Raw genomic sequence first — 13,528 nt, forward strand, 5'->3', positions numbered from 1 at the left:
AACGGCCGGGCAATACCCGGCCGTTCCTCACTAAACTCTCGCCAAACCCTACCAGCGATGATGCACATGCGGCGCAATCAGACGCTCGTAGATTTCACGCGTCGCCGCCATCACGTCCTGGGAAAGCGGTGCAAGGCTGGCAGCCTCGGCATTCGCCTTCGCCTGTTCGCCATTGCGCGCGCCCGGGATGACCACGGTAACGGCCTCGTGCATCAGGATCCAGCGCAGCGCGAAGGCGGCCATCGTGGCGCCCGTAGGCACCAGCTTGCGCACTTCCTCGACCGCCTGCAGGCCGACCTCGAAGGGCACGCCGGCAAAGGTTTCGCCGACATCGAAGGCTTCGCCGTTGCGGTTGAAGCTGCGGTGGTCGTCGGTCGCGAATTTCGTGTCGCGGGTGATCTTGCCGGAGAGCAAGCCGCTGGCGAGCGGCACGCGGGCGATCACCGCGACGTTCTTGCGACGCGCTTCCTGGAAGAACAGGTGATCGGGGCGTTGGCGGAAGATGTTGTAGATGATCTGGATGCTCTCGACGCCCGGGAATTCGATCGCCTTCAGGGCTTCCTCGACCTTCTCGACGCTGACGCCGTAGCCCTTGATCTTGCCGGCCTTCTGTAGCTCGTTCAGGCCTTCGAAGACCTCCGCGCGGTAAAGCACTTCCGTCGGCGGGCAGTGCAGCTGCACGAGGTCGAGGCTCTCGACCTCGAGATTTTTCAGGCTGCGGTCGATGAAGCCCTCGAGATTGGCCTTGGTATAGCCGTCCGCGACATGCGGGTTGAGGCGGCGTCCGGCCTTGGTGGCGACCATCGGCCGCTTGCCGCCGCGGCTCTTCAGGACGTCGGCGACGATCTTTTCCGAGCGGCCGTCGCCATAGACGTCGGCGGTGTCGATGAAGGTCATGCCGGCGTCGAGCGCGGCGTTGAGCGCGGCGCGGCCATCGGCCTCGCTGACGTCACCCCAGGAGCCACCGATCTGCCAGGCGCCGAAGCCGACATTAGTGACCGAAAACGGCATGCGGCCGAAACTATGCTCTTTCATGGAAAATCTCCCTCGTGATGAAACTGCATCGCACCTAGCAGCCGCCGCAGAGGGCGGCAAGCGCGCGACCGCAAGGGAGATAGGGCAGGGCCTCACTTCTTCGAGAAGACGACCCGCACGGTGGCAACCGGGAAGCCGAATTTGCTGACCCAGGCGGTATTCAGCAGGGTCCCATCAGGCTGGCGCCGGATCGTATCGTGGAAGCGCACGATATTCTGCTTCGGCCCGGGCGCGATATCGACGAGATAGCTGTAGCGCGCCACATCGCCCTTGATGGTCACTTCCGCCGGACCGACCACATCCTCGCGGGTACCGCTGTAACGGCCGGGCGCCGTCTTGATGAAGCGCCAGGTCTTCCGCTCGCGCTGACCGTCGGCATAGACGAAATCCTCGCGCAGCGTCAGTTGCCTGCCGTTCCAGCGGCCGGTCAGCGCCACGCGAAACTTGCGGTCGACGCCGTTGATTGCCTTGAACTCTCCCTGGGCCACGCTGCGCCCGGCAAAGAAATCCTCGAGTGCAAAATCGCGCGCACTCGCCAGATGCGGCAGGGCGATCATGACGAGAATCGCCGCGATGATGATGAGACCGGTGCGTCGCATGGTCTTCCTCCACTTCAAATCATCCTGTCACTGACCTACGTTTGCGCTGACGCACCGGATCAATCGCAGGAGAATCACAATGGACATCAAGCAGGCCGGATCACGGCCCTCGACCAGACCATCCGCCGACTATTTCACCGGCACCGTCCGCCTCGACCCGATCGTCGAAGGTCCGGATCCGGCACGCGTACGCGCCGCCACCGTCACCTTCGAGCCCGGCGCCCGCACCGCATGGCACACCCATCCCCTGGGGCAGACGCTGATCGTGACGTCAGGCAAAGGGCTCGTGCAGGTCTGGGGTCAGGACATCCGCGAGATCCGCTCCGGCGACGTCGTCTGGTTCGAGGCCGGCGAAAAGCACTGGCATGGTGCAGCACCCGACACGGCAATGAGCCACATCGCCATCCAGGAAGCGCTGAACGGCTCTCCGGTCGACTGGATGGAGCATGTCAGCGACGATCAATATGCAGGAAAGAGCTGGAGCGTTTCGCGTCAGGCGTAAGCATCAGGCAGAACAGGCGACCGGCATCCGTGCCGGCCGCCACAGCGGCGTCAGAGCCGCTTCAGGCAGTAGGAAAAATGCGCATGTGATTCGACCGTCAGGAACTCGAACTGCCAGCCATAGTCCTTGCAGAACTTGGTGACGGCCTCGACCACGCCATAGACGATCGGCTTCACCGTATTGCCGGTGCAGAAGTCATGCCCGGCAATCCGCCCCGTCCGCTTCACCTTCCTGTCGCAGAGCAGGAGCTCCTGCCAGGTGAGCTCGAAGGAATGGTCGGTATCGATATAGGCCCAGTCGAGAAACCCGTCCTCGAATTCCTCGAGCTTCTCCAGCGACGTGCCCTGCATCAGCGTCACCTGTCCGGAGGCGATCTGCGCCTCGAACTTGGTGTGCACGTCGTGCAGCCCGGAGCTGTAACGGTCCATCCCCCAGGGATCGATGAGGAAAAGCTGCGAGGGGCGGTTCTTCTCGATGATCTCGGCCGTATACTCGCCGAAGGCCACCCCGACCTCGACGCCCACGCCGCCATTCGGAATACGGTAGAGCAACTCTCCCCGATCCGGCAGGAGCTTGGCATTCTCCATATGATGAGCCGAAAGCTGTGTCCGCGGCATCGCCGCGCGCTGCGCCTGCCGTTCTTCGCGTGTTTTCATCGTCGTCTGGTCTCGCTACCTGAGCGGCTAGCGGCCGCCCTTAAAGTTGTAGTATAAGCAGCTCAGGGTTCGCGCAATGGTGACCCGTCAGCCTCGCGCGCCGGCATCGATGACGATGCCGCGGCGCCGGCAGGTGAATGGTAGGAATGCAGCAAGCGCAAGGCCATACCCCCGGATATTATCTCGGCTCACATTTGCGTGTCGTCGCCGCGCTGCTGATTCGCGAAATGGCGACGCGCTTCGGCAGTAGGCCTGGCGGCTATGTCTGGGCCATTCTCGATCCGGCCGCCTATATCATCTTCCTGACCGTCATCTTTGGCGCCATTTCGCACAAACCGGCGCTCGGCACCAGTTTCCCGCTGTTCTTCGCCACCGGCTATATCTGTTTTCAGTTCTATACGGCTGTCGTCACCTATGTGAACGGCGCGGTCAAATCCAACAAGGCGCTGCTGAGCTACCCCAACGTCGCGCCTGTTGATCCGGTTTTCGCGCGGTTTCTGCTCCAGCTTGGAACCACGTCGGCCGTCGCCGTGCTGATTCTCGGCACGATCTCGCTGTTCCTGAAGACGCCGCTCGTGCTCGACTGGCTGGCGATTATCGAGGCGGCGGCGCTTGCCTGTCTAATCGGCCTTGGCGCGGCGTTGTTCAACAACGTGATCTTCCCGCGGCTGCCGATCTGCGAGCAGATTTTCGGCATTCTCAATAGGCCGCTGTTCATGGTCTCCGGCGTCTTCTTTCTGCCAGAACTGATTCCGCCGCCCTATCGCGACATGCTGCTGATCAATCCTCTTTGCCACGCGCTGATGCGGTTCCGCTCCGGATTCTATTCCGAATATGACCCCGGTCTGCTGGATATGCGCTATCTCTATATCTTCACGGCCTGCTGGCTGTTCGTCGGCATGCTGACATTCACCGGCTACAAGCATTTTCTGAGAAAAGAATGATCAGACTGGAAGATGCCACCAAATACGCGCGGGCGAAGGGGATCAACAAGACGATTCTCGATCGGGTCAATCTCGTCATGCCGCGCGGCAAGAGCGTCGGACTGCTGGGACGCAACGGCGCCGGCAAGTCGACGCTACTGCGCCTCATCGCCGGTACGATCCAGCTAGATGGCGGCCGTATTGTCAGGCGCGCCAAGGTCTCCTGGCCGCTCGGCTTTGCCGGAAGCTTCCAGGGCAGTATGACGGGCGAGCAGAATGTCCGTTTCGTCGCGCGCATCTATGGCGTCGATACAGAACAGCTTGTCGACTACGTTGCCGATTTTGCCGATCTCGGCCCGTTTTTCAGAGCGCCGACATCGACCTATTCTTCGGGCATGAAGGCCCGTCTGGCCTTCGGGCTATCGATGGGCGTCAATTTCGACTACTACTTGGTCGACGAGATTACCGCCGTCGGAGATGCGAATTTCAAGGCCAAGTGCAAGGCGGTCTTCGAGGATCGCCTCCAGGATTCCGATGTGGTCATGGTATCGCATTCGACATCGACCATTCGCGACTACTGCGACACAGGCATCGTGCTGGAAGATGGCAAACTGACTTATTACGAAGATGTCGAGCATGCGATCGAAGCGCATGACCGCAATATGAGAATGAAATGAGGGGCGAGGACAGGTGAGCGAAAATCCAGGACGTCCGGCTGCGGACAAGACACCTGCACGGATCGATGGTGCCGAGGGCCAACCGGTAAGAGTTGATCCACCTGTTGCCGCAAAGCCGAAGGTGCCCGCGAAGGCCCCCCCGAATCTGCATCTGCTGCTTGGCACGGATGACGGATCGGCCCGCAAGGGCGTCAAGGGCAAGGCAAAGCCGGGTCTCATCAAACGTCTGCTCAAGCCCGTCAAATGGCGCCATGCGATCATTGCCGCCACCTTCGCGCTCTGCGTCGTCGTGCCGGCATCGACGGCGAGCTTCTACATGGCCTTCATCGCCGCCGACCAGTATCACAGCTCGGCCTCCTTCTCGGTGCGCAGCATCGAGGCGGCCTCGGCAGGCGACATTCTCGGCATCTTCTCGCAGGCTTCCGGATCGAGCACCGTCTCGGATGGCTTCATTCTGATTGACTACATCAGAAGCGAAGAGATGCTCGCCGATGTCTCGAAGAATTTCGATCTGGAAAAGATGTTCGCGCGGCGGGGAGGGGATTTCTTCTTCTCGCTGACGCCGGGCCTGCCGATCGAGGACAAGCTTGAATATTGGCGCAACATGGTTGCCGTCAGCTTTGACCACGCCTCCGGCATCATGACACTCGATCTTCGGGCTTTCGATCCCAACGATGCCCAGAACCTCACCAATTTCATCATCGGCAGGAGCGAAGCGTTGATCAACACGCTGTCCGACAGGGCTCGCGAAGAGATCATGCGCGGCGCCCAGCAGGAGGTGAAGTTCGCCGAGGACCGGCTACTGAAGGCGCGCACCGAAGTGCGCCAGTACCGTGACGTCTCTCAGGAAGTCGATCCTGTCGAGGGCGCTAAGGTTGCCTCGCAGATCATCGGTGAACTCGAAGGCAAGCTTGCCAGCCTGAACACGACGCTGACCACGGCGCGGACCCAGATGGCGGAAGAATCACCGCGTATCAAGGTTTTGAAGGCGCAGATGAGCAGCATCCGCGAACAGATCGCGACCGAGAAGGAGCGGCTGGGCAGCGGCGCCGGCAACAACGTCGCATCGTCTGATGTCGCCGGACGTATCGAAAAATTCCAGAATCTCGCTACCGAAGAGGAATTCGCCGAGAAGGCCTACACGGCCGCCATGGCGAGCCTGGAGAAGGCGAGAATCGATGCGAATGGCAAGGAGCGCTATCTCGCGACCTTCATTCGCCCGACGCTGTCGGAGGAGGCGCAATACCCGAAGCGCCTTCTTGATTCGATTCTGGTCCTGCTCGGCTGCCTCTTCGCCTGGAGCGTCGGCGTGATGATCTATTACAACATCCGCGACCGCGCCTGAGCTCGTCAGGCAGCGGGAATCATCGAAAGCGCGGCAAATGCCGCGCTTTTTCGTTGTGCGCGTGAGCAAAGCCGCGAAATGCGCCTGAGGTGCAGATATCTGACAACATAAGGAAAAGAATGGTGGGCGATGAGAGACTCGAACTCCCGACATCCTCGGTGTAAACGAGGCGCTCTACCAACTGAGCTAATCGCCCTCGCGTCACGAAGCCTGTTCGGCCCGCCGCGTCGGTGGCCGTGATCTATGCGGATCGGGAAAAAACCGCAAGAGTGTTTGTGAAGAATTTTTGATTTTTTTGGAAGGCGGCTGCGGTAAGCCCTGATTTCCGCGGGCCGGTTACCTGTGGAAAAAGGGGAGGGGAGGCGCGCTGCTCGGCGGTGGCGCTGTACCCCTCATGTGTGTGGGCGTGTGTGTGCCGGGGTGCCATTGGAGGCTGTCCCGGGGGTGGCCCAAAACAATTTCTGTGCTGTCATCGTTTTGTCTCCAAACCTGCTTGACACTCAAATGCGAACCCCTTAGTTAGCCGCTCATCGAAGCGGCCAGCCCGCCTCGGTGAAGGAAGCGAAAGCCTCCGGATTGCTTGAAATGAAGTGCGGGTGTAGCTCAGTCGGTTAGAGTGCCGGCCTGTCACGCCGGAGGTCGCGGGTTCGAGCCCCGTCACTCGCGCCATTTTCAAGAGGTGCCGAAAGGTGCTTGTCCGGTCTTTCCTTCGCAATGCGCGGGTGTAGCTCAGTCGGTTAGAGTGCCGGCCTGTCACGCCGGAGGTCGCGGGTTCGAGCCCCGTCACTCGCGCCATTTCTTCTCCAAGCCATGCAGATTTTGGTGGGCTGCCATGCAGCCTCTCGCAACTTACGCGGATTTGTCGCGACATCGTTGCAGCTGCTTGATAATGTCGCATCATCGCAGTTGGAATTGGTCTTCTAAAAGTCTTGCGCCGTGGCTCAGCCTGCGCTAACCACGGCTTGTTGCAACGCACGTTCGCTTGCCGGGCATTTGCCCATTGCGCCGCCCGGCGCAGCCGGCAAGCAGGGATGAACATGATGACTGAACTGCTCGGTAATTACATTCCGATCGCTATTTTCATTGGTATCGCTCTCGTTATCGGCCTGGCGCTTCTGATTGCGCCGTTTGCCGTTGCCTTCAAGGCGCCTGATTCGGAAAAGCTCTCCGCTTACGAATGCGGTTTCAATGCCTTCGACGATGCCCGTATGAAGTTCGATATCCGCTTCTATCTCGTGTCGATTCTCTTCATCATCTTCGACCTCGAAGTCGCCTTCCTCTTCCCCTGGGCCGTTTCCTTCGGCGCCATCGGCTGGTTCGGCTTCTGGTCCATGATGGTCTTCCTTGGTGTGCTGACCATCGGCTTTATCTATGAATGGAAGAAGGGAGCCCTGGAATGGGAGTGACCCCCGCCGGCAATCAGCCGCTCGTTTCGCAGGCTCCGAAGGGGATTATCGATCCCTCGACCGGCAAGCCGATCGGCGCCAATGACGCATTCTTCGGCGAAATCAACAATGAGCTCGCCGACAAGGGCTTTCTGGTCACCTCGACCGACGAGCTGATCAACTGGGCCCGTACCGGCTCGCTGATGTGGATGACCTTCGGTCTCGCCTGCTGCGCCGTCGAAATGATGCAGCTGTCGATGCCGCGCTACGACGTCGAGCGCTTCGGCTTCGCGCCGCGCGCTTCACCGCGCCAGTCCGACGTCATGATCGTCGCCGGCACGCTGACCAACAAGATGGCCCCCGCGCTCCGCAAGGTCTACGACCAGATGCCCGAGCCGCGCTACGTCATCTCGATGGGCTCCTGCGCCAACGGCGGCGGCTACTATCACTATTCCTATTCGGTTGTTCGCGGCTGCGACCGCGTCGTGCCGATCGACATCTACGTGCCGGGCTGTCCCCCCACGGCGGAAGCGCTGCTTTACGGCGTGCTCCTGCTGCAGAAGAAGATCCGGCGCACCGGCACGATCGAGCGGTAAGGGTTAAGGACAAGACATATGAGCGAAGCCCTCACTGAGCTGTCGTCCTATATCTCGGAAGCGCGTGGCAACCTGGTTGCCGCGTCGCAGCTGAAGTTCGGCGAATTGACCCTGACGACGACGGGTGAAAACCTGATCGCGCTGCTGACGTTCCTGCGTGACGACGCCAAGTGCGGCTTCGTCAACATGATCGACATCTGCGGCGTCGACTGGCCGCAGCGCGAGCTGCGCTTCGATGTCGTCTATCATCTCCTGTCTCCGAAGCAGAACCTGCGCATCCGCATCAAGGTCGCGACCGACGAAGACACGCCGGTGCCGTCCGCCTGCGCCGTCTATCCGGGCGCCGACTGGTTCGAGCGCGAGACCTGGGACATGTACGGCGTCCTCTTCACCGGTCACCCCGATCTGCGCCGCATCCTCACCGACTACGGTTTCGAGGGGCACCCCCTGCGCAAGGATTTCCCGACGACCGGTTTCGTCGAAGTCCGCTACGACGACGCCGCCAAGCGCGTCGTCTACGAGCCGGTGGAACTGAAGCAGGAATTCCGCAACTTCGACTTCATGTCGCCCTGGGAAGGCACGGATTATGTGCTGCCTGGCGATGAGAAGGCGAAACAGTAAGAAGCGAATAGTGAGTAGCGAATAGCGAATAGTTGGAAAGGGTGCGCAGACGATAAGCTCCTACAAAGATCTCAAGGTGTGGCAGGCGGCCATCGACTTGGCTGTCGATTGCTACGAGTTAACCAAGGGATTTCCAAGGGAGGAGGCTTACGGTCTGACTGCTCAAATCCGCAGGGCTGCGACATCAATCGCAGCCAACATTGCTGAAGGTCACGGCCGTGAAGTCACGGGAAGTTTCGTTTAGTTCTTGCGGATTGCCCAGGGTTCGCTGAAGGAATTGGAAACGCATATGCTCATCTCGCAAAGGGTCGGACTGACCGCGAGGTCGAGTTCAGGAAGATGACGGACAGATGCGACGAAATCGGCAGGATGCTGCGCGCGCTGATACGAAATCTTCAGGAGAAGCAATGAAACGGAATGCAACTATTCGCTATTCGCTATTCGCCATTCGCTTAGCTGACAGCGCATCTGGCCCGGAGCAGGCAGCATGACAGAACATAACGTCCGCAACTTCAACATCAATTTCGGACCGCAGCATCCGGCGGCGCACGGCGTTCTTCGTCTTGTCCTGGAGCTTGACGGCGAAATTGTGGAGCGTGTTGACCCGCATATCGGCCTGCTGCATCGCGGCACCGAGAAGCTGATCGAAACCAAGACCTATCTGCAGGCGGTCCCTTATTTCGACCGTCTCGATTACGTCGCACCGATGAACCAGGAGCATGCCTATGCCCTGGCCGTCGAAAAGCTGCTCGGCATCGACATCCCGATCCGCGGCCAGCTGATCCGCGTTCTCTATTCGGAAATCGGCCGTATCCTCTCGCATCTTCTGAACGTCACGACGCAGGCTATGGACGTCGGTGCGCTGACGCCGCCGCTCTGGGGCTTCGAAGAGCGCGAAAAGCTGATGGTGTTCTACGAGCGCGCCTGTGGCGCCCGTATGCACGCCGCCTATTTCCGTCCGGGCGGCGTTCACCAGGACCTCCCGGAAGATCTGGTCCAGGATATCGGCAAGTGGTGCGACGAATTCCCGTCCAAGCTCGACGATATCGACGACCTCCTGACCGGCAACCGCATCTTCAAGCAGCGTAACGTCGATATCGGCGTCGTCTCGCTGGAAGACTGCTGGGCCTGGGGCTTCTCGGGCGTCATGGTTCGCGGTTCGGGCGCTGCCTGGGACCTGCGCCGCTCGCAGCCTTACGAGTGCTACTCGGATCTCGAATTCGACATTCCGATCGGCAAGAATGGCGACTGCTACGACCGTTACCTGATCCGCATGATCGAGATGCGCGAATCCTGCAAGATCATGAAGCAGTGCGTCAATCGCCTGCTGTCGGATGCCAAGACCGGCCCGTTCTCGTCTGTTGACGGCAAAGTCGTACCGCCGAAGCGTGGTCAGATGAAGCGCTCGATGGAAGCGCTGATCCACCACTTCAAGCTCTATACCGAAGGCTACCACGTTCCGGCCGGCGAAGTTTACGCCGCCGTCGAAGCGCCGAAGGGCGAATTCGGCGTCTACGTCGTTTCCGACGGCAGCAACAAGCCGTACCGCTGCAAGATCCGCGCCCCGGGCTATGCCCACCTTCAGGCGATGGATTTCATGTGCCGTGGTCACCAGCTGGCCGACGTCGCCGCCGTTCTCGGTTCGCTCGACATCGTCTTCGGTGAGGTTGATCGCTGATGAAGCTCACCGCGCTCTCGGCCGCTGCATTCCTCGTTGCCGCCTCGGCTTTCGCCCAGGACAACAACACGCAGGGATTCGGCCCTAAGCTCGGTTCTGATGAAGTAACGCCGCCAAGCGGTCGGGCCACGATGGGGGAGCTCTTGTCCAAGGGTTACCAGATCAAGGCCGCCGTACCGAATGGCAAGAAATTCGTAGTGTTTTTGCAGAAAGACCAGTCGGCCTACGCATGCGAGATGCAGTCATTGACAGCTTCGCAGTGTGGGACCCTAAACTGACAAGGCGTGAGGAAGAATGTCCGTTCGTCGACTAGCCGAAGATCAATTCCAGCCTGCCGCATTCGCCTTCAATGACGAAAACGCGGTCTGGGCGGATAAGACGATCCAGAAATATCCCGCAGGCCGTCAGCAGTCCGCGGTCATTCCGCTGCTGATGCGAGCGCAGGAGCAGGACGGTTGGGTCACGCGCGCCGCGATCGAAAAGGTCGCCGACATGCTGGATATGGCCTATATCCGCGTGCTCGAGGTGGCGACCTTCTACACCCAGTTCCAGCTCGGTCCGGTCGGCACGCGCGCCCACGTTCAGGTCTGCGGTACCACGCCCTGCATGCTGCGCGGTTCGGAAAAGCTGATGGGCGTCTGCCGCAGCAAGATCCACCAGCATCCGTTCGAGCGTAACGCCGAAGGCACGCTGTCCTGGGAAGAAGTCGAATGTCTCGGGGCTTGCGTCAACGCACCGATGATCATGATCGGCAAGGACACCTACGAGGATCTGACGCCTGAGCGTCTCGAAGAGATCATCGACACGTTCAACGCCGGCAACGGCGCGAGCATCACGCCCGGCCCGCAGATCGACCGTCACTTCTCGTCGCCGGAAGGCGGCCCGACGTCGCTTCTGAGCGAAGAGCCGAAGGCAAAGGCAAAGACTTCCGCGAAGAAGGCCGACGCCGACGCCGTCAGCGTTCCGCCGTCGGAAGCGGCTCGCCCGAAGAGCACGGACGCAGAAACCAATCCGACGCTGAAGACGCCGCACACGGCGCCGAAGGCTGCTGCCAAGAACGCTGCCGCTGAAGCTGCTCCGGCTGTTGCCGAGAAGCCTGCCAAGGCTGCTGCCGCTCCGGCCGCCGCAAAGCCCTCGCTGGAGGACAAGAACCGTCCTGCAGGGATTGAGAAGCCGGCAGCCCCCGACGATCTCAAGCTGATCTCCGGCGTCGGTCCGAAGATCGAAGGTATTTTGAACGAACTCGGCATCTTCACCTTCGCGCAAGTCGCGGCGTGGAAGAAGGCTGAACGCGAATGGGTCGATGGATACTTGAATTTCAAGGGCCGCATCGAACGCGACGACTGGGTCAAGCAGGCCAAGGCGCTCGCCAAGGGCGGTGAAGCGGAATATATCAAGGTCTTCGGCAAGAAGCCGCGGTAAGAGGTGAAGCATGTTACAAGATAAAGACCGCATCTTTACCAATATCTACGGCCTCAAGGACAAGTCCCTGAAGGGCGCGATGAGCCGCGGCCACTGGGATGGCACCAAGCAGATCCTCGAGAAGGGCCGCGACTGGATCATCAACGAGATGAAGGCTTCCGGCCTTCGCGGGCGTGGCGGTGCAGGCTTCCCGACCGGTCTCAAGTGGTCCTTCATGCCGAAGGAATCCGACGGCCGTCCGCACTACCTCGTCGTCAATGCCGACGAATCGGAACCGGGCACCTGCAAAGACCGCGACATCATGCGCCACGATCCGCATACGCTGATCGAAGGCTGCGTTATCGCCAGCTTCGCCATGGGCGCCAATGCTGCCTATATCTACGTCCGCGGCGAATATATCCGCGAGCGTGAAGCGCTGCAGGCGGCGATCGACGAGTGCTACGACTACGGCCTGCTCGGCAAGAGCAACAAGCTCGGCTACCCGATGGACATCTACGTCCATCATGGCGCCGGCGCCTACATCTGCGGCGAAGAAACCGCACTGCTCGAAAGCCTCGAAGGCAAGAAGGGCCAGCCGCGCCTGAAGCCGCCGTTCCCGGCCAACATGGGTCTCTACGGCTGCCCGACGACCGTCAACAACGTCGAATCGATCGCCGTTGCTCCGACCATCCTGCGCCGCGGCGCCGGCTGGTTCTCGTCGATCGGCCGTCCGAACAATGTCGGCACCAAGCTGTTCATGCTGTCGGGTCACGTCAACAAGCCGTGCACCGTCGAAGAAGAGATGGGCATCACTTTCCGTGAGCTGGTCGATCGTCACGCCGGTGGTATCCGCGGCGGCTGGGACAACCTGCTCGCCGTCATTCCGGGCGGCGCATCGTGCCCGATCGTTCCGGCCAAGGACATTATCGATTGCCCGATGGACTTCGACGGCCTGCGCGCTGTCGGCTCGTCCTTCGGTACGGCAGCCGCGATCGTGATGGACAAGTCCACCGACGTCATCAAGGCGATCGCCCGTATCTCGGCCTTCTTCAAGCACGAGAGCTGCGGCCAGTGCACGCCGTGCCGCGAAGGCACCGGCTGGATGTGGCGCGTGATGGAGCGCATGGCCAAGGGCAACGCCCAGAAGCGCGAAATCGACATGCTGTTCCAGGTCACCAAGCAGATCGAAGGTCACACCATCTGTGCGCTCGGTGATGCTGCTGCATGGCCGGTCCAGGGTCTGATCCGCAATTTCCGTCCGGAAATCGAAGCGCGTATCGACCAGTACACGGCCAGCGCCATGGATCATGGCGCGGTTCTGGAAGCTGCGGAGTAAGCGATGACGAAGGCGTCGGGCAGCAAGGACAAGCAGGGAGCGGCCGATTTCTCGGCTGACTTCGGCCGTCTTGCTGCCGAGATGCTGGAGAATGCCCGCTCGATGCCGATCCATCCGATGATGGCCCATCCGGCCGCAGCGATGGCAGCGGCAACCGCCGTCGGCATAGGTTTCTCGACGCAGATGGCCGGCGCTTTCTTCGGTGCGCTGCAAGGCGCCTTCGAAGCGACGAGCCGGATCGCCGAAGCACTCGACGAGACGCCGCCGCAAGCGGCAAAGCCTGAGGTTCGCATCAAGCCGGAGAACATCCGGCCGGCTGCTGCGAAGAAGGCGGCCTTGTCGATCGTCGCAACGCCGGAGCCGAAGGCGGCTCCTGTCGCTGCGAAGAAGCCGGCGAGCCGTGCCAGAAAGGCTGACGACCTGAAGCTGATTTCCGGCATCGGTCCGAAGCTGGAGCAGGTGCTGAACGCCAAGGGTATCCGCACCTTCGCTGCGATCGCAGCCTGGAGCGATGCGGAAGTGGCAGGCATCGACGCCGATCTCGGCTTCGACGGCCGGATCGCCCGCGACGACTGGCGCGGTCAGGCCACGGCTCTCGCGGCGAAGCGCCGCAAGCGGGTTTGAGTTTTTCCGGCTGACCCAAGCGGCCGGAGGGAATAAGGCAGGCATGACGGGGCAGGGGCCTCGCTCAGGCAAGCCGATCGGGTCTCGGGTTCCCCGGGGCCGGGGAAAGACAATTTGGGCGACACCGGTGCTTGCGGGGACGAAATCCCG

General features: G+C 61.0%; 15 protein-coding genes, 3 tRNA genes and 1 pseudogene. 15 read left to right on the top strand and 4 right to left on the bottom strand.

From position 1 onward, the window contains the following. Positions 1 to 48 precede the first annotated feature (48 nt). Entirely contained in the window at positions 49 to 1,035 is a 987-nt protein-coding gene (locus ACEN84_RS16300; RefSeq protein ID WP_413709267.1) for an aldo/keto reductase, read from the bottom strand. 92 nt (positions 1,036 to 1,127) lie between these two features. Beyond that, positions 1,128 to 1,634, bottom strand: a complete 507-nt coding sequence (locus ACEN84_RS16305) for a DUF3833 family protein (RefSeq protein ID WP_413709268.1) — start codon at positions 1,632 to 1,634, stop codon at positions 1,128 to 1,130. Between the two features lie 79 nt (positions 1,635 to 1,713). Between ACEN84_RS16305 and ACEN84_RS16310 the strand changes: the two genes are divergently transcribed. Next, positions 1,714 to 2,136: a cupin domain-containing protein gene (locus ACEN84_RS16310; RefSeq protein WP_413709269.1), complete on the top strand. Its 423-nt coding sequence runs from the start codon at positions 1,714 to 1,716 to the stop codon at positions 2,134 to 2,136. 50 nt (positions 2,137 to 2,186) lie between these two features. On the opposite strand, the gene ACEN84_RS16315 is transcribed toward ACEN84_RS16310, so the two are convergent. Continuing rightward, positions 2,187 to 2,792, bottom strand: coding sequence for a class I SAM-dependent methyltransferase (locus ACEN84_RS16315; RefSeq protein ID WP_413709270.1), 606 nt, complete (start codon positions 2,790 to 2,792; stop codon positions 2,187 to 2,189). Positions 2,793 to 2,938: 146 nt separating this feature from the next. Between ACEN84_RS16315 and ACEN84_RS16320 the strand changes: the two genes are divergently transcribed. Genes ACEN84_RS16320 through ACEN84_RS16330 form a run of 3 tightly spaced genes read left to right on the top strand, consistent with a single transcriptional unit; the run spans position 2,939 to position 5,737 of the window. Then, on the top strand, positions 2,939 to 3,736 hold the full coding sequence (locus ACEN84_RS16320; RefSeq protein ID WP_413709271.1) for an ABC transporter permease: 798 nt from the start codon (positions 2,939 to 2,941) through the stop codon (positions 3,734 to 3,736). Continuing rightward, on the top strand, positions 3,733 to 4,392 hold the full coding sequence (locus tag ACEN84_RS16325) for an ABC transporter ATP-binding protein (RefSeq protein WP_112720482.1): 660 nt from the start codon (positions 3,733 to 3,735) through the stop codon (positions 4,390 to 4,392). The genes ACEN84_RS16320 and ACEN84_RS16325 overlap by 4 nt, the downstream gene beginning before the upstream one ends. Before the next feature lie 13 nt (positions 4,393 to 4,405). Further along, positions 4,406 to 5,737 (top strand): RkpR, polysaccharide export protein, encoded by a 1,332-nt coding sequence (locus ACEN84_RS16330; protein ID WP_413709272.1) that lies wholly within the window; start codon positions 4,406 to 4,408, stop codon positions 5,735 to 5,737. A gap of 120 nt (positions 5,738 to 5,857) precedes the next feature. Here the strand turns inward: ACEN84_RS16330 and ACEN84_RS16335 are convergent. After that, positions 5,858 to 5,933 (bottom strand) — tRNA-Val (locus ACEN84_RS16335). Between the two features lie 396 nt (positions 5,934 to 6,329). Between ACEN84_RS16335 and ACEN84_RS16340 the strand changes: the two genes are divergently transcribed. The 11 genes and pseudogenes from ACEN84_RS16340 to ACEN84_RS16390 all read left to right on the top strand — a co-directional run bounded on the left by ACEN84_RS16340 (position 6,330) and on the right by ACEN84_RS16390 (position 13,378). Beyond that, positions 6,330 to 6,406, top strand: a tRNA-Asp gene (locus ACEN84_RS16340). Between the two features lie 49 nt (positions 6,407 to 6,455). Continuing rightward, positions 6,456 to 6,532: transfer RNA gene (locus ACEN84_RS16345), tRNA-Asp, on the top strand. Positions 6,533 to 6,777: 245 nt separating this feature from the next. Then, positions 6,778 to 7,143: an NADH-quinone oxidoreductase subunit A gene (locus ACEN84_RS16350; RefSeq protein ID WP_112720492.1), complete on the top strand. Its 366-nt coding sequence runs from the start codon at positions 6,778 to 6,780 to the stop codon at positions 7,141 to 7,143. After that, complete coding sequence (locus tag ACEN84_RS16355; protein ID WP_112389670.1) at positions 7,134 to 7,718, top strand: NuoB/complex I 20 kDa subunit family protein; 585 nt, start codon at positions 7,134 to 7,136, stop codon at positions 7,716 to 7,718. Before ACEN84_RS16350 ends, ACEN84_RS16355 begins: the two co-directional genes overlap by 10 nt. An 18-nt stretch (positions 7,719 to 7,736) precedes the next feature. Continuing rightward, complete coding sequence (locus ACEN84_RS16360) at positions 7,737 to 8,339, top strand: NADH-quinone oxidoreductase subunit C (RefSeq protein WP_112389671.1); 603 nt, start codon at positions 7,737 to 7,739, stop codon at positions 8,337 to 8,339. Positions 8,340 to 8,430: 91 nt separating this feature from the next. Then, positions 8,431 to 8,750, top strand: a pseudogene (locus ACEN84_RS16365) (four helix bundle protein). Between the two features lie 76 nt (positions 8,751 to 8,826). Further along, entirely contained in the window at positions 8,827 to 10,017 is a 1,191-nt protein-coding gene (locus tag ACEN84_RS16370) for an NADH-quinone oxidoreductase subunit D (RefSeq protein ID WP_413709273.1), read from the top strand. Next, positions 10,017 to 10,295 (top strand): hypothetical protein, encoded by a 279-nt coding sequence (locus ACEN84_RS16375; RefSeq protein WP_413709274.1) that lies wholly within the window; start codon positions 10,017 to 10,019, stop codon positions 10,293 to 10,295. The genes ACEN84_RS16370 and ACEN84_RS16375 overlap by 1 nt, the downstream gene beginning before the upstream one ends. 16 nt (positions 10,296 to 10,311) lie before the next feature. Then, complete coding sequence (locus ACEN84_RS16380) at positions 10,312 to 11,439, top strand: NADH-quinone oxidoreductase subunit E (RefSeq protein WP_413709275.1); 1,128 nt, start codon at positions 10,312 to 10,314, stop codon at positions 11,437 to 11,439. 10 nt (positions 11,440 to 11,449) lie between these two features. Further along, positions 11,450 to 12,754 carry an NADH-quinone oxidoreductase subunit NuoF gene (gene nuoF / locus ACEN84_RS16385; protein WP_112720476.1) on the top strand — a complete coding sequence of 435 codons (1,305 nt, stop codon included), beginning with the start codon at positions 11,450 to 11,452 and terminating at the stop codon, positions 12,752 to 12,754. A 3-nt stretch (positions 12,755 to 12,757) separates the two neighbouring features. After that, positions 12,758 to 13,378 (top strand): 5' DNA nuclease, encoded by a 621-nt coding sequence (locus ACEN84_RS16390; protein ID WP_413709276.1) that lies wholly within the window; start codon positions 12,758 to 12,760, stop codon positions 13,376 to 13,378. Positions 13,379 to 13,528: the final 150 nt, after the last annotated feature.

This window comes from Rhizobium sp. Rhizsp82 (assembly GCF_047325115.1).
GTDB lineage: Bacteria > Pseudomonadota > Alphaproteobacteria > Rhizobiales > Rhizobiaceae > Rhizobium.